We start from the raw sequence: 21,353 nt of genomic DNA, 5'->3' as shown, positions 1-21,353 counted from the left end.
GGACCGAACCAGCCCGGCTTGACTCGTCATCTGGCTGAACCCCCCGCCCAGGTCAGCGATAGGAACTCGGCGCGGGCCGCTGGATCCTGCCGAAGGATGCCGCGCCACGCGGTAGTCGTCATCCGCGCGCCGGCCGCGTGGACACCCCGAGCCGTCATGCACATATGCTCGGCGGTGAGCATCACCGCGACGCCTCCGGCACCTAGTTCGCGTTCCAGCCAGTCAGCGACCTGCCCGGTGAGCATCTCCTGCATCTGCAATCTTCGGGCGAACATGTCGATGACCCGGGCGAACTTTGACACGCCCAGGATCCGGTTGCCAGGCAGATAACCAAGATGCGCAACCCCGACGAACGGCAGCAAGTGGTGAGCACAGACCGACCGGAACGGGACGTCGCGGACCAGCACGAGATCCTGCTGCCCCGAGCCAGTCTCAAACATGGTCGCGTCAAACGGCCGAGGCGTCAGCATCTCCACAAAGGCCATGGCCACCCTGCGGGGCGTATTCTCGGCCACCTCGCTACCCGGCGCGACTCCGAGCGCGTCCAGCAGGGCAGCGACTGCGCGCTTCACAGCCTGCGGGTCAACGGAGGTTGGAGTTGGGATGTCACTTCGGCCGTCAGCACGGGGGGCAGCTGTCTCTGTCTCTACCGCGGTTGGCACGTCGGCCTCCTCTGTGAGGGTGCCCCAACGGGGGCAGCCGTTCGGGTTCGACTCCGGTCCTGGCCCGTGACATACAGGGCCGGCGGTACAACCCCGTGTGCGTTCCCGCGCAGGCTCGCTGCGGGCTCAGGAGCCGGAGCGCGAAGACGAATTGACGCCGGGCGGCGTCAATGGGGCGGTGATCCGGGTGGAGGAGCGGCTTGTCGAAGCAGCGTGTCGGCGGCTTAGATCCGGTACCAGGCGGAGCCGGATCTCGGCCGCGTTCTAGAACGTGGCTCAACGGTAGTTCGCGTGCTAGAACGCGGTCAATACCTGTTGTCAAACTGCCGGCACAAAGAGCGAGGGACGGGCGAATGCCCGTCCCTGCGCATCTGTGGAGGGGTGCAGCTACCCCAGCTCGTACTCGTACGTCTGCCAGCGCTCAGGCGTGGAGACGTACTCGCCGTACTCCAGCACCTCGCCATCGGCGTCCCTGTACCAATTGCGGCCGATCAGGACGGGGCTGTGCTCGGCGACGCGGAGGTCGGCAGCGATGGCGGCGTCAGCCAACGCGGCGGTGAACTGGTCGCGGCCCTGGCGTGCCACGCGGCCGGTCTGCTGTTCGATGTAGCCAGGCGTGCCCTGCTTGAGCCGATCGGTGGACAGCAAACCAGGAGCCAACTCGGCCAGCTCGCCTGCGTACCAGCTGGTCGACGCGGACACCGGAGTCTCGTCCCGGTACGTCACTCGATGTCGCCGCACAACGAGCGAGCCGGACTCGATGCCGAGTGCTGCGGCTATGTGCTCAGGTGCGTCGACCAGCTCGGCAGCCACGATGCGGGCGTGCTCCCCGGGCGGGTAGATGCGGCCCCACCTGCGGACCGACAGCACCCGGTCCCGGGGGGATTGGCCGACGTCCCGAACGCTAACCAAGGTCCCGCCCGCGCCACCCGACGTGGTCGTCACCAAACCCTCGGCCCGGAGGGTGGCCAGCACCTTCGCGGCCGTGGCGTGCGCGACATGCCACTGCGCGACCAGTTGACGCGCCGAGGGGAGCCGGCTCCCGTCTCGCAACTCGCCGCTCCGGATCAGATCCCTGTAGTGCTGACAGATCTGGAGATACGGCGGCACCGGCCGTTGCACCTCTGGAGACACTGACCCTCCGTTCACGTTCCGCGTTCTATAACATCACTCTACGGACGACGTCTAACCGGACGGGTCGCAGGTCCCAGAGCTCAGCGCAGGGAGAATCGTGGAGCTAGTGCATCAAGGCAAGGTCAGGGATGTCTACGTCGACGGGGAAGACGTGATCCTCGTGGCGTCCGACCGGGTCTCGGTCTACGACGTGGTGCTGCCCACCCCGATCCCGGACAAGGGCAAGCTGCTCACCGCGTTGTCCCTCTGGTGGTTCGAGCAGCTCGCCGACCTGGTGCCGAACCATGTCGTCTCCGGCACCGACGTGCCACCAGAGTGGGCCGGGCGGGCGGTGCGGTGCCGACGCCTGCAGATGATCCAGGTCGAATGCATCGCGCGTGGTTACCTGGCTGGCCTTGGACTGCGGGAGTACGAAGCAGGCGGAGCGGTGTCGGGCGTCCCACTGCCGGCCGGACTGTTGGAGGGCTCTCGACTCCCCAAGCCGATCTTCACGCCCACCACGAAATCCGCCCCGGGGGCGGGCCACGACGAGTTCATCACGTTCGATGACGTGGTTGAGGGCATCGGGAGCGACGTCGCGACCGAGCTGCGCCGGATCACTCTGGAGGTGTATCGCCGAGGTGCTGCCATCGCCGCTGAGCGAGGCGTCATCATCGCGGACACAAAACTGGAGTTCGGGCTGACGCCGGACGGCACGTTGGTTCTGGGCGACGAGCTGTTGACGTCGGACTCGTCGCGGTTTTGGCCGGCTGCCGACTGGCAGCCGGGGCGAGCACAGCACGCGCTCGACAAGCAATTCGTCCGGGACTGGGCCGCCGGAACGGGCTGGGACAAGACGCCGCCAGCGCCGCAGGTGCCCGAGGAAATCGTTGAGGCGACACGGGCACGGTACATCGAGGTCTATGAGCGAATCACAGGGGAGCGCTGGTGACGTTGATTCCGACCACCGACCATGAGGACATGGATTCGGGCGCGATGCTGCGCCGAGCCTACGAGCGGGGAGAGCAACTGCAGACATACGACCCCGAGCAGCTCGTCTGCGAGGTTGCTGCTCTACTGCGCGACCGCGGCTTCCGCCCCGAGCTGCCGGCCGGCACGGGCCGGGCCGGCACGGCGTCCGGGGCCGCAGGGATGATGCTGCGCGCGTTCGGCATCCTGCCTGCGGGTGGCCTGGCGTCGGTCGCTCGGGACAACGCCCCAGATCCCGATTTCCGCTGAACAGTACCTAGTACTCCAGCCGTAGCTGGTTGGTTCGGTGTCTTCGCTGGTAGTGGGCTTGTTTGGCGCGGTATTGGTGTCGGCGTCGCCATCGTGACCATCGATGGATGTGGTCGAACGGTCGGGCGGTGGCGATCAGGTGTGCCAAGAGACGGCGGACCTCACCGAGGGTAAGGGGGATGAGCTTTTCATGATCGGGATCGGTGTCCCTTGAGCGTGGGCGGCGGTGATGGCGAGGTAGGCGTGTGCCACCAGTACGAGCGTTACGGAGCCTTTAGCGAGATCCGGGCTTGTCCGGCCGTCAGGTCTGTGCCGCGGCGCGCGCCAGACGAAGCGCTCGGTGGCGAAGGGGCTGGGAGAGTGCGGGCGAGTCCTTCATATCGGCCAGCACGTCGAGCAGGTCTCGGATCGGCCAGCCGGACTCCAACCAACCGAGTGCCAGTGCCGGCCAGTGCTCACCCCACGCGGTGAGCGCGAACCGCACGAGGGCGGGTAGCGGCGTGTCGGCCAGGGGCACGTGAGACAACGCCGCCCTGACGTCGGTCAGGGTGCGCTCCAGTAACGGCAACAGCCACACCAGTCGGTCTCCGGCGGCGTAGATCGACCCGTCGGCCGAACCCTGAATCAGCCAGGTGCCGACATTGTCCTGAACGAGAAGCAGGCCGCAGTCGTTGATCGCCAGCACCGAACGGTGGCTCTGCTCGGCAGCGCCCATGCCGAGCATCCTGTCATGCCGCTGACCGAGCGGTCGGCGGCCAGGCTTGCGGCCCACGAGCGGCACTCAAATCTCAGGAGCTCTGTCGGGCTGGGGTGAAGAGCAGGTGGCGAATAACGCCCCGCCACCAGGCCCACGACCGGACCTGTCGGTATACGACGTGCCCCTGCTCCTCGGCGAGAGCGACGAACCGGATGCGCCGCAGTAACCCGCTGACTATCGGGTCCGGTCTAGGAGTAGGCACCCCGGGCGATGCCGCATCGCATGCCCGCCGCCCGTGCTGATCAAGGGGCGCCCATCAGGGCATTTGGGACGGCTTCACGGCGGCGGCTAACCTGCGACCCCGCCAGCCGGAATCCGACCCGGTCTCGGCGGCCGGCCGACTCGAACATCCGGGCGTCGTCCTCGTAAAGGCCAAGATCCCTGTCGGCTTAGGAGAGGCCCTCCCGTCGGATCCGCTCGGCGAGCTGGCCGTCCTGCTCTGCGAGCAGGGCTAGAGAATCCGCAGCGCTGTGCGTGCCGGCCTCGACCTCGTCCCGGCCTACTCCAAACGCCCTGCGCCTTCAGAGATCAGTTCAGAATGATCGGACGGACTCTCCGTCCGATCATTCTGAACTGATCTCTAAGTAGGCTGGCCAGGCGCACGCCTAAGAGGTCCTAACAAAGCTGTGTGACGTGTCGATAGGTAATGATGCAGGTGGCGAGGGCGAGTAAGGCTTCGTGGATGGGTCCATCGTGGATCAGTCGGGGTGCAGATGATCTCGGCAGCTCGCCCGGAGTGGATCTTTCCGTTTACTGGGCTGCGGCCCGTCCAGTTCGCGGTCAGGGTGTTCGCCGTGACCGATCCGAGTACGTTCCGGCTGCTCAAGTTCCTCGGCTTCTTGTAGCCACCGCTGCCGAGTTAACTCGCGCCATTGGGAGCGGTGGACAGCCTGGCATGAAGGTTCCCACATTTTTCGTGCTCACGCGTGCGCTCACACATCAAGATCAAATGACCCTGACCAGTCGGTACGTGGCGACATTGGGCGGCACTCGGTGCGAAGAGTTTTGGCTGCTCAGCATACGTGGCGGTACGGGCCGGTAGGGCGTGACAGAATCGTTACCTTACTGGCAGTGTGGGGGTCAGGGGTTCGAGTCCCCTCGGCTCCACCCTTGCGGAAGACATGGCGGTAGCCCTGGTCGGGAGCGATCCCGAGGAACCAGGGCTACCACTGTCTTAGGGCGTCGAATTCCTCTACGTGCCAGATCCGTGCCAGATCAGGCAGCGGTCGTGCTTCTCGCCTCCTTGATCAGAGCGTCTAGAGCCGTCGCTATGGTGTGGTCGCGGTCACGGGTTCCGTACTGGTAGATCATCGCGGCTCGGATGCTTGGGTCGCCGATCCGGGCCAGCAGCTCCTGGAGCGTCGCGCCGCTCTGCACTGACCACGTGCTGTCCGTGTGTCGGAGGTCGTGCGGGTGCAGGGCCGTGTCCGCCAGAATGCCGGCATCCGGCGCTACGTGACGAGTGGCTGATAGCGCTCGTCACCGTCGCGGTGGGCCAGCGGGCCGCCGCCGATGCCGCGATGCGCGTAGCGGTCGAGGCTACGGGCCGTTCCGGGGGCTGTTTGCAGCACCCCGGGGCGCGGGCCGTTCTGCAATGGCTGCGCTCGCTTACTGCGTAGCGAACTACGTCAGGCATCGACTGTCGCATATGGACGACCGACAGATGTGGCGACGCGCATAGTCAATGAACGGGAGGGGTTGACTGGCGTATGCAGGTGTAGCACAGTGAGGACCGACGGTAACTGGCGGGGCAAAGGGACGAGGGCGTCGATCTCGATCTCGATCTCAACCGATGGCTTTGGTGTGTCAGTCGCAGGGTGATAAGGGCCAACCTTCGACAGCGAATGTCCCCATGCGTGATCAGCAGGTGCCGACCTGCTCCGTCATGGGTATCTGACCGGGCAAACCCGAATTCCAGTGTCCTCAACTGTGCGACGACTCTGATCAAGGAGGTGAATTCCAGGTCGGCTGCCTTCACCGCGCGCTCTCCGCCATAGGACAAAGGCATCGATACCGTTATCGCTACAACAGCAGACTGTCAACTGGGGAGGTTTCATGCGGAAGATTTCACGGGCGTTGATCACCAGCGCTGCGGCTTTCGGTCTGGTTAGCGTGGGGGCAGGGGTGGCAGTGGCCGAGTCCCGCTCAGCTCTGGCGTGTACGTTCCGGGTCGACGTGCCGAACTCGGCTAACGACGCGACCGTGGGTCGTGAAGGCTGCTCCGGCACGGTCGATGGTACTGGTCGTGTGAGAGAGGACCGGGGTAGCTGGCCCGACGACACTGTCGGTGAAGTGTCTGGCGGTGGCTGGGGAACCAAGACCGTCAACGGTTCCTGCGGCAACGGCAACGGCACCTACTATTCTGATTTCAGCTCTAGCAGCGGGGGCTCTGCTGCGTCGTCGCGTGCCAACCGATGCTGACTTCACTGTGACGTCTCACTACTACGAGAGTAAGCGGTTTGAGTGACAGGGATCGTCGAGGTCAGAGACCTCTGGTTCTCGTACGGGAGGCGTCGGGCTCTCACCGGCGCCTCCTGGACGATTGGTCCGGGGGTGACCGCCCTGCTGGGTCCGAACGGGGCGGGGAAGACTACGTTGATCAAGTGCATGGTGGGTTTGGCAAAACCCAGCCGTGGTCAGGTGATCATCGATGGCCGGGACGTCAGCGAGGGTAAGCCGGCTCAGGAGTTGCTCGGCTACGTGCCGCAGAACCCGTCACTTCCGGGTTTGGCGAAGGTGCGTGACCTCGTCGCTTACGCGGCCTGGCTGAGCGGAGTGCAAGCGGCGCGGGCGGACGCGGCGGTTGAGGCTGCGTTGGGGAAGATGCAGGCTTTGGACCTGGCGTCTCGGCGGATCCGCACCCTCAGCGGCGGGCAGCGTCAAAGAGTCGCGCTGGCCACCGGCATCGTGCACGATCCGCGCCTTCTTATCTTGGACGAGCCCACTGTCGGTCTCGACCCTGGGCAGCGTCTGAAGGCACGGGAGGTGATCCAGCAGTTCGCCATCGAGCGGCCGGTGTTGCTGTCGACTCACTTGACCGAGGATGTCGAGCACCTCGCGGACTCGGTCGGTGTTCTGGTCGACGGCAGGATCCAATACCACGGCCCGACTTCGCAGCTGACCATCCCTGAGGCGTCTGATGATGGCCGACCCGGGTCGCCGTTCGAGCGTGCCTACGATGACCTGATCATGTCCCTGGGCGGTTCCGAATGAATCGCCTGCGCCTGTTGTTCGGTTGGCCGGGCCCCCGGTGGGTGTTCCCGGCCGCAGGTGCTTTCATGGCGGCCGGTTCGTTTCTGGCAACCAGGGGCACGCTCGGGTCCGACTACGTTACCTGGTCGGCGGTCACCGCCGCATGGCACGAGTCACTCTGGATTCCCGGATCTTTGGTAGCCGGTGTAGCCGCCGCGCTGGGAGCGACGTACTTCCCCAAGGAGTCGCCGGTGGCCGCGCCGATCAGGCCGAGGGTGGACGCCGGCCTGTTCCTTATCCATGGGCTTGCGCTGGCGGTGTGGCTCTGCCTGGGACATGCCCTCGGGCTTGTCCCGGTTCACGTCGCCGCGGCGCGACAAGCGACTGCCGGTGCGCTGGCTCTCCAGGACGTGGTCGTCGGGGTGGCCGGTGTGACCACATTGGCGTTGATCGGATTCTGCCTCGGTGCTGCTGTCCGGCGCTGGGTGATCGCCCCCGCGGTCGCAGTTCTGGCCTTCGCCGTGATGGGTCTGCCCAACGAGCCGCTGTTCAGGCCGATCGGGCTGTTGCTGCCGATGCGCCAGTGGGTCAGCTCGCCCAGGTTTGAGATGAACCCGCCCACCGCCGCCTTCGCCGTTGTCGCCTCCATCGGGATCTGCCTGCTCGCCGCCTCGATCGCGGCGTGGGCCGGTTCCCGCGGATCGGTCCGCCGGCAAGGCCGACCCCTGCTCATGTGGCTGGCCGCCGTAGGTGCACTGACGACAATCGCCTTCGCGTGGCGCCCTGAACTCGTCGTGCTGGACCGTCCCGTCCCACGCGTGTGCCAACAGGTCGATCGCACAGAGGTGTGCCTGCATGCGGCCAACCAGCCAGCTATGTCGCGCACCGTCGATGTCGTGGCGCGGCTGCGCGCAGCCGGGCTGTCCCCGCTCCTGCACCGGGTAACGGATATCGCCGCATCCGAGCACACCATCCCGCGCACCGGGGAGGCGCTCATCCGCCTCGACCCAAGCCCTCTCGACCGGAGGTTCCTCGCCGCTACCATCCCCGACCAGGTGGCCTTCCAGGTGAGCGAAGCCGCGACGCTCGGCGGCTGCCTCCAGCCTGACCAGACCACCGACGGCCACGACATCGCCGCCGTCCTCTACGCACGAGTCCTCCAACTGGCCGGATTCGAAAACCTGGCAGCCGCCTTTGGACCCGCCGAACCATCACCTGCTGCGCAAAAGCTAACCACTATGAACGCCGAGCAGATAGGCACATTCGTCCGGACCAACCAGGAATTGATTCGCTCATGCCGCCTGTCACCAGCCACCCTCGGGTAGTGCGAAGCCGCAGCGCGGGACTGTGGCACGTCCGCAGTGGACCCCTCGCTGCCACCGTCTTCGTCGTCGCGTTGCTATTCACGGTGGTGTTTCCCGAGCTGAGCATCCAGGTAAGCGCCGTGTTCGACCTACCATCCAGGGGGATCGGCACCCCGGAAATAGTCGCGGTCGCACTGGCCAGCGTCCTCCCGGCCATCACCGTCCCGCGATTCGATGGCCGAGAGCTCACCGCCCGCCTGTCTGCCCGGCTCGGGCACTTGGCCTACTCCGCGGTCATACTCGCCGCACCCCTGGCCGTCCTGCCGATCTGGTTCTGGACGATCACCGCAAGTCACCCCGACGAACAGTTCCCACCCCTGCACGGGCTGATCGGCAACGTGGCCACCTTCTCGTGCATCGGTACCATCCTGTGCCTCGCCCTCGGCCCGCTGGTCTCCGCGGCAGCTACACCGGCCCTTTTCGCGGGCTTCGTCGTCACCCAGCACGCACTACCAAATTCCGTTCTCACCAACGAGTTCGCCACTGGCCGTTCCTGGCACACCAACTACTGGATCACCACAACCATGACGCTCCTGACCCTCGCCCTCAGCTGGCGCCTACGGGGCATCCCGTGGCCCAACCGCCCTTGATCGCGATTTCTGCTACGCGGCATCGCGAACGCTGAAGGGCATCCACGGGCAACAACCGGCGCCGTCCCGGGTTGGCCATCATGCGGGGCCATCCGCGGCTGACAAAGCGCCACTGGCAGTGTGGGGGTCAGGGGTTCGAGTCCCTCGGCTCCACCCTTGCGGAAGACATGGCGGTAGCCCTGGTCGGGAGCGATCCCGAGGAACCAGGGCTACCACTGTCTTAGGGCGTCGAAATCCTCTCTGTGCCAGATCTGCGCCAGATCAGGCAGCGGTCGTGCTTTTCGCCTCCTCGATCAGAGCGTCCAGCGCCGCCGCGATGGTGTGATCGCGGTCACGGGTCGCGTGCTGATAGATCATCGCGGCCCGGGTGCTTGAGTGGCCGATCCGGGCCATCAGTTCCTTGAGCGTCGCTCCGCTCGACAGCTGTCCTACCTGGAGCCGCGCACCTATCGATCACCGGCCCTGCCACACCCACCCCGAGCTGCAAGATCAGCTTGGAAAAGGCTGATATTTCGGAAAGTCACGCCTAGGCTCAACCGAAATCTGGGGAACGGTGCCATTTGTCGCCGTCAATCCCGTGCGATCGAGGTCGCGGCACGGGCCAACAAGATCCCCAGCTCGTGGAGACGCCTCAACCACACCCTGACGGCAGCGACCGTGGGAAGCGCGTTGCGCTCGCAGGCGCACGGCGGCCGCGTGGCGGCGAGCGGCGCCGATCTACGACGAATTGGGTGACCAGGCCACCGAGTACGTCCGCCGCCGTCCTCGACGTCTGGGCTGATCCTCCGGTCAGCCGACGATGAATTGAGTTGCCAGGTTGGAATTCCCACGAAGGGCTTCAGTCCGCAACTGGCCACCCATGTCCTTGTTGGACCCTTGTGCCCCACGTGTGCGACAGCTATACGCCGCGTGTACTCCTCCGGATATAGAGTGCGGAAGATCACCGGCAAGTTGTCAAGATGGGCCGCCGTCAGCCGTCGCCAGCCTTCAGGGATATCCCCGAAATTGTCGAAGCGGGGCTTTGCGGCGCAGGATCCGTGGTCCGTGCTGGCGCTTCGAGAAGAGGATGGAAATGACTGCCAAGTCAAGGATTGGCGGCGGCAGAGCGCTGTCCGTCATCGGGCTGACCCTCGGCATCACGCTCGGGACGGTCGCCGTCGTGGCCAGTCCAGCGCAGGCGATGCCGGGCAATTGCACCAGGACGCTGACCCCCGACTACTTCCGCGTCGTGTGCACCTCGGGAAGCGGCACCTACCGTGCGGGTGCGTTGTGCCGGCCCGTGGGGTCCGAATTCACCCGGTTGCGCTGGACTGAATGGGTGCGGGTCGGAGAGGTGGCGCTGGCCCGTTGTCTTCCCGGTCTCGAGGAGGTCCTGGTCGATGGGCGGGTGCAGCTCCGGGACGCCTGACCTGTGCACGCCGTCCTCGCGCCGCACGCAGCGGTGCGCGGTACCGGGCCACGATCGTCGCCGTGCGCGCCCGACTCCCTCCGGGGAGCGCGCGACCACGGTGCGAGATCACCACAGGTGGAAAAAGAAGTGACAGGACGAGGAGGAGCAAGATGAAAACAACACCAGCACCGCCCGCCATAGGTTGCGTCTCAAGGAATCCATCCGCAACGGTCGAGGCGCACTCCCTATCGAGGAGCGGTCCCATGTCCATCGGACGTAAGACGGTGGCGGTCCTGATGGCCGTGGCCGCAACGGCCGTCGTCGTCGTGGCCAGCCCTACTCCGGCCAGTGCCCTGCCGTCGAACTGCGGGGTCTACGCCCACCCCACCGGCCAGGCCGACGGCCGGATGGCTCGCTGTACCAGAGGAACTGGCGAGTACCGCCTCCGACTGCGGTGCAACGAAGGGGCGATCTACGACCTGCCCGACTACTGGGTTTACGGCCCGTGGAAGAGTCCCTCGGCGACGAGCTTCTCGGCCGCCTCCTGCTTCACCGGCAGGACCAGCGGATTCTACCGGGGGGCCTCGGTCGGCCTGCGGTAGCCGCAACCGTGGGCACGGCATCGGGTGCGAACCGGCCACCCGATGCCGTGCCCACGCGGCGTGCTGCTGCCCGTCGCGCGGGCAAGTCCCGGAAACCGACCCCGTCGCCGCCCGGGGAATCGAGCAGAATCGACCAGCGCCCCTCGCCGTCGTGTGAACCGCCGAACAGCGTGGCGACAGCCCGCAGATCGTTCCGGTCTGGACGCTGGCGCAACGGACAGCGCCGCCCCGGCGAGTCAGGGACCGAACCTCTCGCTTCCGCGACTTCCGGCCGGTGGCCGCACGGTGATGCCGGTGCTCCTGATGCGATGCCGTCCTTGCTGCTAATCGAATATCTCGATCCGGTCCAGGAGTACGCCGGTCTCGTTGGACATGACAGCGGCCTCCGGTTCGAGCAGCGGTATCGCGTCGTTCCCGCCGTCGTCCTGTTCGACGAATCAGCCTTTTCCAAGCTGATCTTGCAGCTCAGGGTGGGTGTGGCAGGGCCGGTGATCGATAGGTGCGCGGCTCCAGGTAGGACAGCTGTCGACCAAGACCCGAAGCCCTGACCGGGAGTCTCGCCATGCTGCCCTACCCCGCCACGATCCCGTTGTCTGGCCGAACCCTGAAGCACCTCACCGAACGCATTCGTGGTCACCGTAGGCAGTTCCGGTCCCTGTGGCGACGTCTCGAACCCGGCCGTCAGGCCCTGCTCGCCCTGGCCCATTTGCGCAACGGCGACACCTAATACCCGCCTCGCGGCCGGCTTCGAGATCGGCGTCGCCACCGCCTGGCGGCCGTCGACAAACGCCGAGTTTCCGTCGCTCCAGACCGTGGCGGCCCGCTGCCCGATGTGAAGTTCGGGGAACTGTCTCCTGTCTGGTACCGCGCCGCCGTCCGTGAGGCTGCGGGACATGACGTCGACGCGTCCCGCCAGCTCTGCCAGCCTCGACGCGATGCCGCGCAGATGATCCGGATCGGCCGATATGTCGCTCATGGAGCCTCCTCGGTCCGTGGAAACTGTTCCGCCGGGTAGAGATCGGGAAATCGGCCGCCGGATGCCGAACGTAGGACCTGCACGAGCGCCTCAGCCGGCTGCTCGAAGTGGTCGATGGGCACGTCGAGGATCCAGCGGGACGGGCTGACCAGACGTTGGGCGAGTTGTGTCACGGGGGAGGCCCGGACGGTCGCGCCGGTGGGGCCGGTCTGTCCGGATGTCCGCCTGGCGAAGATGAGCCGACGCGATCGGCGCGGTCGGGCCGTGACGACAACGTGGTCCAGCTCTGTCCAGGCGACGGATCCGGCGACGGCGCCGGACCAGTGTGCCCCGGCATCGTCCAGTACCAACGTGAAGTCCCTGAGCAGTGCCGCCTGGCGACGGACGTACCTGCCGACGAACATCAGCGGCGCGGCGACGCAGAGCCCTCGGCCGGCCCAGAGGAACAGATTGGTGGCGAATCGTGGGCCGTCGCCGGACACCCACCGGATGCCGAGCAGCAGGACGGCGACGATCGCCACCACGGTCAAGACGGCCAGCAGTGCACCGCCCGCGAATTCCATGCCTCGGCCGAGCACTGAGCGGGACGCTCCATCAGCAGGACGAGTTTTGATCGTCGACCGAGCCTCGGGCGAGACATCCATTCACAGCCTCCGATCGAACTCGCATCGACGGTATGGTGAGGTACCGCTGAGTGGTCGAGAGGTGAGCCCATGGTAATGAGCCGCGAGCCTGAGCGGCACCCCGTCGCCGATTCGGTGTTGGCCGCCCTGGATCGGGCCACCGGACATGGGCGGTCGGAGGATGGGCTGGTGCGGGCCGTCATCGACGGTGGCGGCATTCCCAGCGAACTCGCCATCGACGACGACGCGATGCGACAGGCACCTGCGGCACTGAGCGCGTCAATCCTGGAGGCGTTGCGCCACGCGCACGAGGATCTGCGACTTCAGGTGGGACAGGAACTTGCCAGGGCCTCCGACGCCGGCGACCCTGCCGGCACTCCGTTCACTGCGGTCGATGCCACCCGCGTGGCCGACGATCTCGATCGGATGGCCCAGGACATGTCCGGTGAGTTCGAACTGATGCGCCGCCGCCTCTTCGACGCCATCGACGGCAGGTAGGAGTCGAAGTTCGCAGTCATCCGTTTTCCGCACCCCGGGGTTCGCCTGTCACATCGTCCTGCCGTGCCGTCCGAACTGACTCAGGCGATCAGGGTGCCGCCTGGTCCCGTCGCCCGCGGGCGGGGTTGCGGGGCAAGCCCCGCAACCCCGTAGCTCTCAGTTCGCGGGTTGTTGTTCGGGCGTCGACTCGGTGAGCGGATTGGCGATCTCGTCCCGGTACAGTCCGGCGGCGACGATGACGACGACTGCCAGGGCGAGGGGTGCGAGTCCGGCGATGGAGAACAGGACGCCGGCTGACAGGTGTTGGGACAGGACCCCGACCAGGGCGATCGACACGGGCATGAAGGCGATGGAGATGAGGAAGTCCAGGCTCGCGATCCGGCCGAGCATGTCGAGCGGTACGCGTTGCTGGAGCAGCGTGCCCCAGATGACCATGCCGGTGCCGATGAGTGCGCCGTAGACGAACAGGGCCGCACCGATGATCCAGAGCGTGCTCGTGACGGCCAGCAGTACGAGCGGGAGGCAGCCGAGCGCCCAACTGCCGATCATCGCGGTGAGGTAGCGGCGGGGCATGGTGATCGAACCGGCGACGAGTGAGCCGACGAGGCCGCCGACGCCGAGCGCGGCGATGAGGAGTCCGTAGGCCGAGGCGCCGTTGGCATGCTCGTTGCGGATGGTGGCCGGCAGAATCACCTCGACAGGTCCGGCGACGACGAGTCCCATGAGGGCGGCGAAGACGACGCTGGCGAGGATCCACGGGGTGCGGACGGCGTAACGGAATCCGCCCACGAGATCGTGCAGGGGATTCGCGCGTTCCGCCCCGCCGTCGACGGTGTCGGTGGGGAGGGCGAGCGAGCACAGCAGAGCGAGGCCGAACGCGACGGCGATGAGGACGGCGCCGGCGCCCGGAACGACGGCGCCGATGACGGCTCCGGTCGCGGCCGGGGCCAGTGCCTGCTGGATGGTGGGCCGGGTGGCGCCCTCGAGTCCGTTGACGGCCATGAGGTCGTCGGTGGGCACGACGTGCGGCACCAGGGCGGTGTAGGCGGGGAAGTAGAAGGCGCTCGTCGCGCCCATGACGAAGGCGGAGACGCTGAGCTGCCACAGCTGGACGTTCCCGGTGACCGAGAGGATCGCGGTCACGAGGGCGGTGGCCAGGTTGAGGGCCAGCACGCTGACCAGGATCAACTTCTTGGGTACGCGGTCCGCGACGACGCCGCCGACGAGGGACATGGCGAGGAGTCCGATACCGGTCCAGGCGACGACGGAGGACAGCGCCGCCGCGGTGGCGTTGAGGGCCAGCGCCTGGAGGACCAGGTAGATGCTCCATGCCCCGGTGCCGAACAGGTCGAGCACCATGGCCGCGAACAGGAGCTGGTAGTTGCGGTGCCGCAGCGGTGCGAAGACGGCGAACCGAGGGCGCGTGGTCATGACAGGTCCTTGGCGTTGACGGTGAGGGGCAGGGTGGGCCACACCGCGAGGTCGTCGAGCATCTGGCGGTCGTGGGTGGCGACGACGACCGCCGCCGGGGTCTCGAGCAGGGCGGCGGTCAGCTCGTCGACCAGGGGCGCCGACAGGTGGTTGGTGGGTTCGTCGAGGATCAGCAGGTCGGGTCGCTCGGCCAGCCGCAGTGCGAGGTTCAGCCGGCGTTGCTGCCCCTGGGACATCCGCCCGACCGGAGTACGGAGGGCTTCCCGGTCGAGGAGGTTGGTCGCGGTCAGGGGCAGGAGATCGCCGTCGCCGAGGTGTCCCCCCGACCGGAGCTGGCCGACGTGCTGCTCGTACAGCTCGTGGGCGAGCACGCTCGGCGGCCAGTCGGGTACTTCCTGCCCGAGGTACGCCACCCGGGCCCGCGAGAGGTGCCGGACCTCCCCGGTCGACGGTTCGAGGTCTTCCGCCATCACCGCGAGCAGCGTCGACTTGCCCGCCCCGTTGGGACCTGTCACCAGCAGCCGGTCCCCACCGTCGAGGGTGAGCGTGACGGGTTGGTGCAGGCGCCCGGTCACGGTGACGTCGTGGCAGCGCAGGATGGGCAGTCCGGGTCGGGTGCCGACGTCGGGCCAGCGCAGTGGCAGCGGTGGCTCGGGCACGGTGATGCGGTGGGCCTCCAGCGCTTCCTGCCGGCGCCGGAGCGCCTGGACGAGACCGGGGGCGCGGGACTGGCGCTGGTGTTTGCCATGTCCCTTCTCCGGCCGCCAACCGGTGCTGAGCCGGCCCTGTGCCTCGTTCACCGCCTCGGCCAGCCGCTGGTGTTCGGCCTGTTGTGCCTCGTAGTCCCGCTCCCAGTGCTCGCGCTCACGCCGGCGTCCGTCCTGCCAGCCGGCGTAGCCCCCGGCGAACAGGCGTGGCCGTCCGTCCTCGCTGGGATCGAGGTCCAGGAACTCCACGGCCACGTCCCTGAGCAGGGCCCGGTCGTGGGTGACCACCACCACCCCGCCCCGATGCCGGCGAAGCCGCGCGGTGAGAAACGCCAGGCTGTCGGCGTCGAGGTGATTGGTCGGCTCGTCCAGCATCAACAGGTCGTAGTGCGCACCCAGCAGACACGCCAGGCGGACCCGGTAACGCTGACCGACCGACAACGTCGACAGCGGACGCCCCCGGTCGGTGCAGGCGTCGAGTCCTGCCAACGCCACGTCGACGCGGCGCTCCGCGTCCCAGGCGTCCAGCCGGGTCGCCGCATCGAGCGCGGCAGCGTAAGCCGCGTCCGCGCCGTGCCTGCCCTCGGCCAGCGCGGTCGCGGCGTCGTCGAGTGCCAGCAGCGCCCGTCGGGACTCCCGCATCGCGCCCGTGACGAGGGTGCCCACCGTCTCGCCGCGCCGCGCTTCCAGTGCCTGCCGGGCGACGCCGATCGTGCCGATCCGGTCCACCGTGCCCTGGTCAGGCGCGATCACGCCGGCCAGCACGTGCAGCAGCGTCGTCTTACCGCGGCCGTTCTCGCCGACGATGGCCAGACGTGAACCAGCGGAGACGGTCACGCTGACATCGGACAGAATCACCCGCCCACCCAGCACGACCCGAACGCCGTCAGCTCGGACATGCGCTCGGTCCCCAGCCGGCAGCCGGCCGCCCCAGGCAAGGTCAGGCCCCGCCGTCGGATCCTGTGATGAGGTCCGTTCAAGATTTTTCACTGTGTGCTCTTCAGCTCGTCATGGAGCCGGGCAGCACAAAGACACCGCCCGGCGGGAACGCCAGGACGGCGGAGCAGAGCTGGATCAGAGGAAGTCGGTCAACCCTGCCGCCGTCAGCGGAGGGACCACGGCTTCATCATCGAGGCGGTGCCTGAATACATGCGCCGACGATACCCGACCGACCGGGGGCATCCCAGCCACCTCCTCTGGCGCGCAGGCGGGGCACCACACGCTCCTCCCACCGGGCCGCCGGACCCGACTCGACGACGTCCGCGGCCCGCCGGAGAAGCGGGGACCAGCCGACGTTGCCCCATTGCGATCATGGCTTGGGCCTGATGGCGGCGCCGGCGGTGTATTCCGAGAAGATCTCGTCCAGGATGCGCAGTTCGTCGGCGGCCGACCCGTTCGCGTCGCCCACGGTGTAGGAGCAGGTGACGAGCGTCTTCCAGAGGGCCCAGCCGCGCCCGCGCGCCCAGGTCGCCTCATCGACGGACAGCCGCTCCCGGAACGCCTGCCGGCCGTCGGCGGTCAGTAACGTCCACGCGATCGCCAGGTCGCAGGCCGGATCGCCCACGCCGCAGGTCCCGAAGTCGATGACGGCTGCCAACTTCCCGTCGAGGAGCAGCAGGTTTCCCTGGGCGACGTCACCGTGGAACCAGGTCTTCGTACCGTCCCAGCGTGCGTCCAGTGCGCTCTGCCAGATCTCCCGGGCCAGGTCGATGTCGACGTGGCCGTCGAGTGCCGTGAGCGCGCGCTGGGCCAGCCCGTCGTAGGTGCGCAGCGTGCCGCCCCGGAACCAGTTGTGTTTCGCGGGGAGGGGACCGTCGGTGGTGTCGACGGTCCGCAGGGCCGCCAGGAATCCGGCCAGGTCAAGCGCGAACCGGACGGGGTCGGCGATACGGTCCGCGCTCGCCGGCTCGCCGTCGAGCCATTGGTGGACCGACCACGGGTAGGGATAGCCCGCGCCGGGTTCGCCTCTCCCCAGTGGGGTGGGGATGGGCAGCGGGAGTTGGGGGGCGAGGGCCGGAAGCCACCGGTGTTCCTTGTCGACCGCCAAGGCGTACTCGGATGCGCTGGGCAGCCGCACCGACATCCGGGAGCCGAGGTGGAAGGTGCAGTTGTCCCAGCCGCCGTTGGCCACGGGCCGGACCGGGAGGCCGGCCCACTGCGGGAACTGGTCGGCGACAAGCCGCCGCACCTGATCCGCGTCGACGGCAATGCGCTGCGGCGCGGGACCGAGATGCGGTGTGTTGCTCACGTGACATCCTCGTCTCGTCCGGCCGGGGAACGGAAGTGTTGAACTGCGGGTTGAGGTGGTGCGGAAACGAAGGCGGCCACCGTCAATCATGGACCTTTCCGGCTGGAGTACTAGGCTTGCCCGCATGTCCCGCCCGATGCCCGACCCGCGCTCGTCCGGCAAGCTGGTATGGGCCTCCGACGAGGTGATCGCCCGCATCGGAGAACAGGTTCAGCCGCAGGTCAGTCTGCCGAGAAGGGTTGCGCTGGCGGCGACAACCGCCTTTGTCTTCACCTGGCTGCCGGCCTTCGTCGTGTTAGCGGCCGCCACCATCGCCGTGCCCTCGGCGACCAACGGGGCCAGCGTCGGGAGGGCCGCCTTCTGGGCGTTGCAGTTCGCGATCCTGATCGCGATCGCGGCGATGGTCACGACAGTGGGGCGGCGCGCCACCAGGCCCGACGCGGCTGGTGCGGACACGCCGACTCGAGGGACTCCGCTGCGCCTCGTGATCCACGCGCTGCTCACCGGCGCGTTCGCGTCGTTGGTGCTGGCGCCGCAGGGGCTTTCGGTCAGCCAGATCGCCTCGCTGGTGGTCGCGCTCATCGTCGTGCTGCACCTGCTGCCCGTGATCGTGGCCAGGCTGCTGCAACGACTCCGTCGGCGCCGTCAGGCCGGCTCGCCCGACCCGGCGCCGTGACTACTCTCGGCTGCTGATCCTGTCCGGCTTCCAGGGGTGATCGGGCTGCGGACGGCGCGAATCTGCCCGCGGGGCGCTGGATCTTCTCCGTGGAGCGGCACGCGGCACCGCTCGTGTTGCGGGAATATTTAGCCTTCTTTATAGTTCGACGACAGTTGATGGCTTGCCGGCCGGGGTGCCGGGCTGGCCGCTGGCGTCGATCTTCAGGAGGAACCCGTGGGCCGTATCCGCAAGACCTTCCTGCTGGCCGGGCTCGCCGCGCTGGTCGCGGTGGCGCCCGCGACGGTGGCCGCCCAGGCGGCACCGCTTCCGACCACCGCCGATCCCGGTTCGACCGTGGCGCCGGCCCCCACGCCGGTCGAGGCCAACGGCCAGCTCCGGGTCTGCGGTCGCCAGCTCTGCAACGCCGAGGGCAAGGCGATCCAGCTCCGGGGCATGAGCACGCACGGCATCCAGTGGTACGCCAACTGCGCGACCCCCGCCTCGCTCGACGTACTCGCCGGGGAATGGCAGGCCGACGTGCTGCGGATCTCGATGTACGTCCAGGAGGGCGGCTACGAGACCGATCCGCGCCGCTTCACCGACCTCGTGCACAACTACATCGAGCTGGCCACCGCCCGGGGGATGTACGCCATCGTGGACTGGCACATGCTCAGCCCGGGCGACCCGAACTACAACCTGGACCGGGCGCGTACCTTCTTCGCCGAGATCGCCGACCGGCACCGGGCCAAGAACAACGTCATCTACGAGATCGCGAACGAGCCCAGCGAGGTGGCGTGGAGCGCCATCAGGAGCTACGCGGACCAGATCATCCCGGTGATCCGTACCCGGGACGCGGACGCGGTGGTGCTGGTCGGCACGCCCGACTGGTCCTCGCTCGGCGCCTCCGGCAGTGGCGGCGGACCGGAGACGATCGCCGCCAACCCGGTGGGCGCCGGCAACGTGATGTACGTCTTCCACTTCTACGCCGCCTCGCACGACGAGTACTACTACGACACCCTCGCCCGGGCGGCCGACCTGCTGCCGCTGTTCGTCACCGAGTTCGGCACCCAGGAGTACACCGGGGACGGCCCGAACGACTTCGCGATGGCGCAGCGGTACCTCGACCTGCTGGCGAGCCGGAAGATCAGCTGGGTGAACTGGAACTTCTCCGACGACTTCCGCTCCGGGGCCGTCTTCACCACCGGCACCTGCGACGCCGGCGAGTTCGCCGGCACCGCCCGCCTCAAGCCGGCCGGTGCCTGGATCCGCGACCGGATCCGGACCCCCGACGACTTCTGAGGACGGCACGAGATCGGGCGCCCCAGGCGACCGGGGACCGTGACGGCCGGTAGCTGCCGGGGTCGGCGCGGTCACCGGCACCCGGGTCGAGGCGCCGTGGGCGGCGCCTCGACCCGGTACACCCGTCGGACCTGCGGCCGGGCGGTCCCGGCCGGTGCGCTGGTCACCTGTCGCAGTGGCTCAGGTGCTCAGGCGTGGACCAGCCGGACGAGCATCTTGCCGGTGTTGGCGCCCCGCATCATCGCCAGGAACGCCTCGACACTGTTCTCGACGCCGTCCACCACGGTCTCGTCGGCCCGCAGCGAGCCGTCCCGGAGCCAGGTGGCGGCCCGGTGGACGTACTCCGGTATGAGGTCCGTGTGGTCGGTGGTGATCATGCCGCGCAGGGTGAGCCGCCGGCCGATGGCGAGCCGTAGGTTGCTCGGGCCCGGCGGGGCCTCGGCGTCGTTGTAGCTGGAGATCGCGCCGCAGAGCGCGACCCGGCCGTAGCGGTTCATCGCCCCGAGGGCCGCCTGGAGGTGGTCGCCGCCGACGTTGTCGAAGTAGACGTCCACCCCCTGGGGTGCGGCCCTGGCCAGCTGTCCCGCGAGGTCGCCCTCCCGGTAGTCGATGCCGACGTCGAAGCCGAAGTGCTCGACCAGCCGGCGGCTCTTCTCCGGGCCGCCGGCCGAGCCGATCACCCGGGAGGCGCCGAGCTTGCGGGCCAGCTGCCCGGCGACCGATCCCACCGCTCCGGCGGCACCGGAGACGAAGACGACGTCCCCGGGCCGGACCGGGGCGATCTCGGTCAGCCCGGCGTACGCGGTGAGCCCGGTGGCACCGAGCACCCCGAGGTACGCCTGGGCCGGGGCGAGTTCCGTGTCGACCACCCGGACGGCGCCGGCGGCCAGGACGGCGTACTCGCGCCAGCCGTGGAAGTGCACGACGGTGGCGCCCACCCGGACGCCGTCCGCCCCGGAGGCGACGACCGTGCCGACGGCGGCGCCGTCCATCACCCGATGTAGCTCGAATGCCGGAATGTACGATTCGCCCTCGTCCATCCGGTTGCGCATGTACGGGTCGACGGAGAGCCAGTCGTTGCGGACGAGGACCTGCCCCGGCCCCGGATCCGCGACGGTGCTGGTGACGAGCGCGAAGTCCGAGGGCTTCGGCTCGCCGGTGGGGCGGGCGGTGAGATGCCATTCACGACTGGAAACAGGCATCGGAAACTCCTCCAGGTGCGGTGCGGTGCGGTGCGTGGTCAGCCGAGCGCCTTGAGCAGCTCCGCCGCGGCCGCGGCGGAGGAGGCGGGGTTCTGGCCGGTGACCAGGTTGCGGTCGATGACCACGTGCGAGGCCCACGGCTCGCCCGCGCGGAAGTCGACGCCCAGCTCGACGAGCCGGTCCTGGAGCAGCCAGGGCGCCTTCTCGGCGAGCCCGGCCTGGGCCTCCTCGGCGTTGGTGAAGCCGGTCAGCCGGTAGCCCGCGAACGGGGACGTCCCGTCGGAGCGCTTCGCGGCGAGCAGCGCGGCCGGGGCATGGCAGACGACACCGAGCGGCCGGCCCGAGTCCAGGGCCGAGGTGAGCAGCCGGCCGGAGTCCTCGTCGACCGCCAGGTCCTCCATCGGCCCGTGCCCGCCCGGGTAGTAGACGGCGGCGTAGTCGGCCACCTCGACCTCCGACAGCTTCAGCGGGCGGCGCAGCGCCTCGAACGAGTCCACCGCCGCCGCCATCCGCTCGGCGCCCTCCGGGCCGCCGTTCTGCTCCGGGCCAAGGCTGCCGGCGTCCACCGGCGGCACCACACCGCCGGGGGTGGCCACGACGACCTCGTGTCCCGCGGCGGTGAACGCCTGGAACGGGACGACGGCCTCCTCGGCCCAGAAACCGGTCGGGTGCGGCGTGCCGTCGGCCAGCGTCCAGTGGTCGGCGCCGGTCATCACGAACAGGATCTTTGCCATGTCACGCTCTCCTGGGATGGGGACAGGTCGGACGTCCCCAACCTAGGTCGGTGAGCGGCGGGCATGCC

General features: G+C 68.1%; 20 protein-coding genes and 2 pseudogenes. 11 read left to right on the top strand and 11 right to left on the bottom strand.

The annotated features are described in order from the left end of the window. Positions 1–26: 26 nt before the first annotated feature. Together folE and ACQEUR_RS12710 are read right to left on the bottom strand one after the other, a co-directional pair. Positions 27–662, bottom strand: coding sequence for a GTP cyclohydrolase I (folE, locus tag ACQEUR_RS12715; protein WP_433029751.1), 636 nt, complete (start codon positions 660–662; stop codon positions 27–29). A gap of 387 nt (positions 663–1,049) precedes the next feature. Next, complete coding sequence (locus tag ACQEUR_RS12710; protein WP_433029748.1) at positions 1,050–1,796, bottom strand: GntR family transcriptional regulator; 747 nt, start codon at positions 1,794–1,796, stop codon at positions 1,050–1,052. Between the two features lie 97 nt (positions 1,797–1,893). Here ACQEUR_RS12710 and ACQEUR_RS12705 point away from each other — a divergent pair, with 97 nt between their 5' ends. Next, positions 1,894–2,727, top strand: coding sequence for a phosphoribosylaminoimidazolesuccinocarboxamide synthase (locus ACQEUR_RS12705; RefSeq protein WP_433029746.1), 834 nt, complete (start codon positions 1,894–1,896; stop codon positions 2,725–2,727). Then, a complete protein-coding gene (locus ACQEUR_RS12700) occupies positions 2,724–3,014 on the top strand; it encodes a hypothetical protein (RefSeq protein WP_433029744.1) in 291 nt (96 codons plus the stop codon). Before ACQEUR_RS12705 ends, ACQEUR_RS12700 begins: the two co-directional genes overlap by 4 nt. A 301-nt stretch (positions 3,015–3,315) precedes the next feature. Here the strand turns inward: ACQEUR_RS12700 and ACQEUR_RS12695 are convergent, their stop codons facing one another. Both ACQEUR_RS12695 and ACQEUR_RS12690 read right to left on the bottom strand, forming a co-directional pair. Then, positions 3,316–3,729, bottom strand: a complete 414-nt coding sequence (locus ACQEUR_RS12695) for a hypothetical protein (protein WP_433029742.1) — start codon at positions 3,727–3,729, stop codon at positions 3,316–3,318. Between the two features lie 1,257 nt (positions 3,730–4,986). After that, complete coding sequence (locus ACQEUR_RS12690) at positions 4,987–5,148, bottom strand: integrase (RefSeq protein WP_433029740.1); 162 nt, start codon at positions 5,146–5,148, stop codon at positions 4,987–4,989. Positions 5,149–6,234: 1,086 nt separating this feature from the next. Between ACQEUR_RS12690 and ACQEUR_RS12685 the strand changes: the two genes are divergently transcribed. The 3 genes from ACQEUR_RS12685 (at position 6,235) to ACQEUR_RS12675 (ending at position 8,917) form a co-directional block, all read left to right on the top strand. Next, entirely contained in the window at positions 6,235–6,984 is a 750-nt protein-coding gene (locus tag ACQEUR_RS12685) for an ABC transporter ATP-binding protein (RefSeq protein WP_433029738.1), read from the top strand. Positions 6,985–7,049: 65 nt separating this feature from the next. Next, positions 7,050–8,288: a hypothetical protein gene (locus tag ACQEUR_RS12680; RefSeq protein WP_433029735.1), complete on the top strand. Its 1,239-nt coding sequence runs from the start codon at positions 7,050–7,052 to the stop codon at positions 8,286–8,288. Continuing rightward, positions 8,288–8,917: a hypothetical protein gene (locus ACQEUR_RS12675; RefSeq protein ID WP_433029734.1), complete on the top strand. Its 630-nt coding sequence runs from the start codon at positions 8,288–8,290 to the stop codon at positions 8,915–8,917. The genes ACQEUR_RS12680 and ACQEUR_RS12675 overlap by 1 nt, the downstream gene beginning before the upstream one ends. Before the next feature lie 261 nt (positions 8,918–9,178). On the opposite strand, the gene ACQEUR_RS12670 is transcribed toward ACQEUR_RS12675, so the two are convergent. Next, the gene (locus ACQEUR_RS12670; protein WP_433029732.1) at positions 9,179–9,310 is read right to left on the bottom strand and encodes an integrase; all 132 of its coding nucleotides are present in this window, start codon (positions 9,308–9,310) and stop codon (positions 9,179–9,181) included. Between the two features lie 679 nt (positions 9,311–9,989). Between ACQEUR_RS12670 and ACQEUR_RS12665 the strand changes: the two genes are divergently transcribed. The 3 genes and pseudogenes from ACQEUR_RS12665 to ACQEUR_RS12655 all read left to right on the top strand — a co-directional run. Further along, positions 9,990–10,325, top strand: coding sequence for a hypothetical protein (locus ACQEUR_RS12665; protein ID WP_433029730.1), 336 nt, complete (start codon positions 9,990–9,992; stop codon positions 10,323–10,325). Between the two features lie 245 nt (positions 10,326–10,570). Next, positions 10,571–10,909, top strand: a complete 339-nt coding sequence (locus ACQEUR_RS12660; RefSeq protein ID WP_433029728.1) for a hypothetical protein — start codon at positions 10,571–10,573, stop codon at positions 10,907–10,909. Positions 10,910–11,471: 562 nt separating this feature from the next. Further along, positions 11,472–11,685: pseudogene (locus tag ACQEUR_RS12655) on the top strand (transposase family protein); the annotation flags it as partial. Between the two features lie 196 nt (positions 11,686–11,881). Here the strand turns inward: ACQEUR_RS12655 and ACQEUR_RS12650 are convergent. Then, complete coding sequence (locus ACQEUR_RS12650) at positions 11,882–12,448, bottom strand: hypothetical protein (protein WP_433029726.1); 567 nt, start codon at positions 12,446–12,448, stop codon at positions 11,882–11,884. A gap of 156 nt (positions 12,449–12,604) precedes the next feature. On the opposite strand from ACQEUR_RS12650, the gene ACQEUR_RS12645 reads away from it, so the two are divergent. After that, entirely contained in the window at positions 12,605–13,006 is a 402-nt protein-coding gene (locus ACQEUR_RS12645; protein WP_433029724.1) for a YbaB/EbfC family nucleoid-associated protein, read from the top strand. 156 nt (positions 13,007–13,162) lie between these two features. Here ACQEUR_RS12645 and ACQEUR_RS12640 read toward each other — a convergent pair whose 3' ends face one another. The 3 genes from ACQEUR_RS12640 to ACQEUR_RS12630 all read right to left on the bottom strand — a co-directional run bounded on the left by ACQEUR_RS12640 (position 13,163) and on the right by ACQEUR_RS12630 (position 17,392). Continuing rightward, positions 13,163–14,437 carry an MFS transporter gene (locus tag ACQEUR_RS12640; RefSeq protein WP_433029722.1) on the bottom strand — a complete coding sequence of 425 codons (1,275 nt, stop codon included), beginning with the start codon at positions 14,435–14,437 and terminating at the stop codon, positions 13,163–13,165. Next, entirely contained in the window at positions 14,434–16,134 is a 1,701-nt protein-coding gene (locus ACQEUR_RS12635; protein ID WP_433029720.1) for an ABC-F family ATP-binding cassette domain-containing protein, read from the bottom strand. Before ACQEUR_RS12635 ends, ACQEUR_RS12640 begins: the two co-directional genes overlap by 4 nt. 319 nt (positions 16,135–16,453) lie before the next feature. Beyond that, positions 16,454–17,392: an aminoglycoside phosphotransferase family protein gene (locus ACQEUR_RS12630; protein WP_433029718.1), complete on the bottom strand. Its 939-nt coding sequence runs from the start codon at positions 17,390–17,392 to the stop codon at positions 16,454–16,456. 124 nt (positions 17,393–17,516) lie between these two features. Here ACQEUR_RS12630 and ACQEUR_RS12625 point away from each other — a divergent pair, with 124 nt between their 5' ends. Next, a complete protein-coding gene (locus tag ACQEUR_RS12625) occupies positions 17,517–18,068 on the top strand; it encodes a hypothetical protein (protein WP_433029715.1) in 552 nt (183 codons plus the stop codon). Positions 18,069–18,377: 309 nt separating this feature from the next. Beyond that, positions 18,378–19,349: pseudogene (locus ACQEUR_RS12620) on the top strand (glycoside hydrolase family 5 protein); the annotation flags it as partial. Positions 19,350–19,537: 188 nt separating this feature from the next. On the opposite strand, the gene ACQEUR_RS12615 reads toward ACQEUR_RS12620, so the two are convergent. Together ACQEUR_RS12615 and ACQEUR_RS12610 are read right to left on the bottom strand one after the other, a co-directional pair. Continuing rightward, positions 19,538–20,551 carry an NADP-dependent oxidoreductase gene (locus ACQEUR_RS12615; RefSeq protein ID WP_433029713.1) on the bottom strand — a complete coding sequence of 338 codons (1,014 nt, stop codon included), beginning with the start codon at positions 20,549–20,551 and terminating at the stop codon, positions 19,538–19,540. A 38-nt stretch (positions 20,552–20,589) separates the two neighbouring features. Further along, the gene (locus tag ACQEUR_RS12610; RefSeq protein ID WP_433029711.1) at positions 20,590–21,285 is read right to left on the bottom strand and encodes a type 1 glutamine amidotransferase domain-containing protein; all 696 of its coding nucleotides are present in this window, start codon (positions 21,283–21,285) and stop codon (positions 20,590–20,592) included. Between the last annotated feature and the right edge of the window lie 68 nt (positions 21,286–21,353).

Origin of the sequence: Plantactinospora sp. CA-290183, assembly GCF_050936375.1 — a bacterium.
Lineage (GTDB): Bacteria > Actinomycetota > Actinomycetes > Mycobacteriales > Micromonosporaceae > Plantactinospora.
Note: the sequence above shows the minus strand (reverse complement) of the source record. Positions and strands in the feature narration are given on the sequence as shown.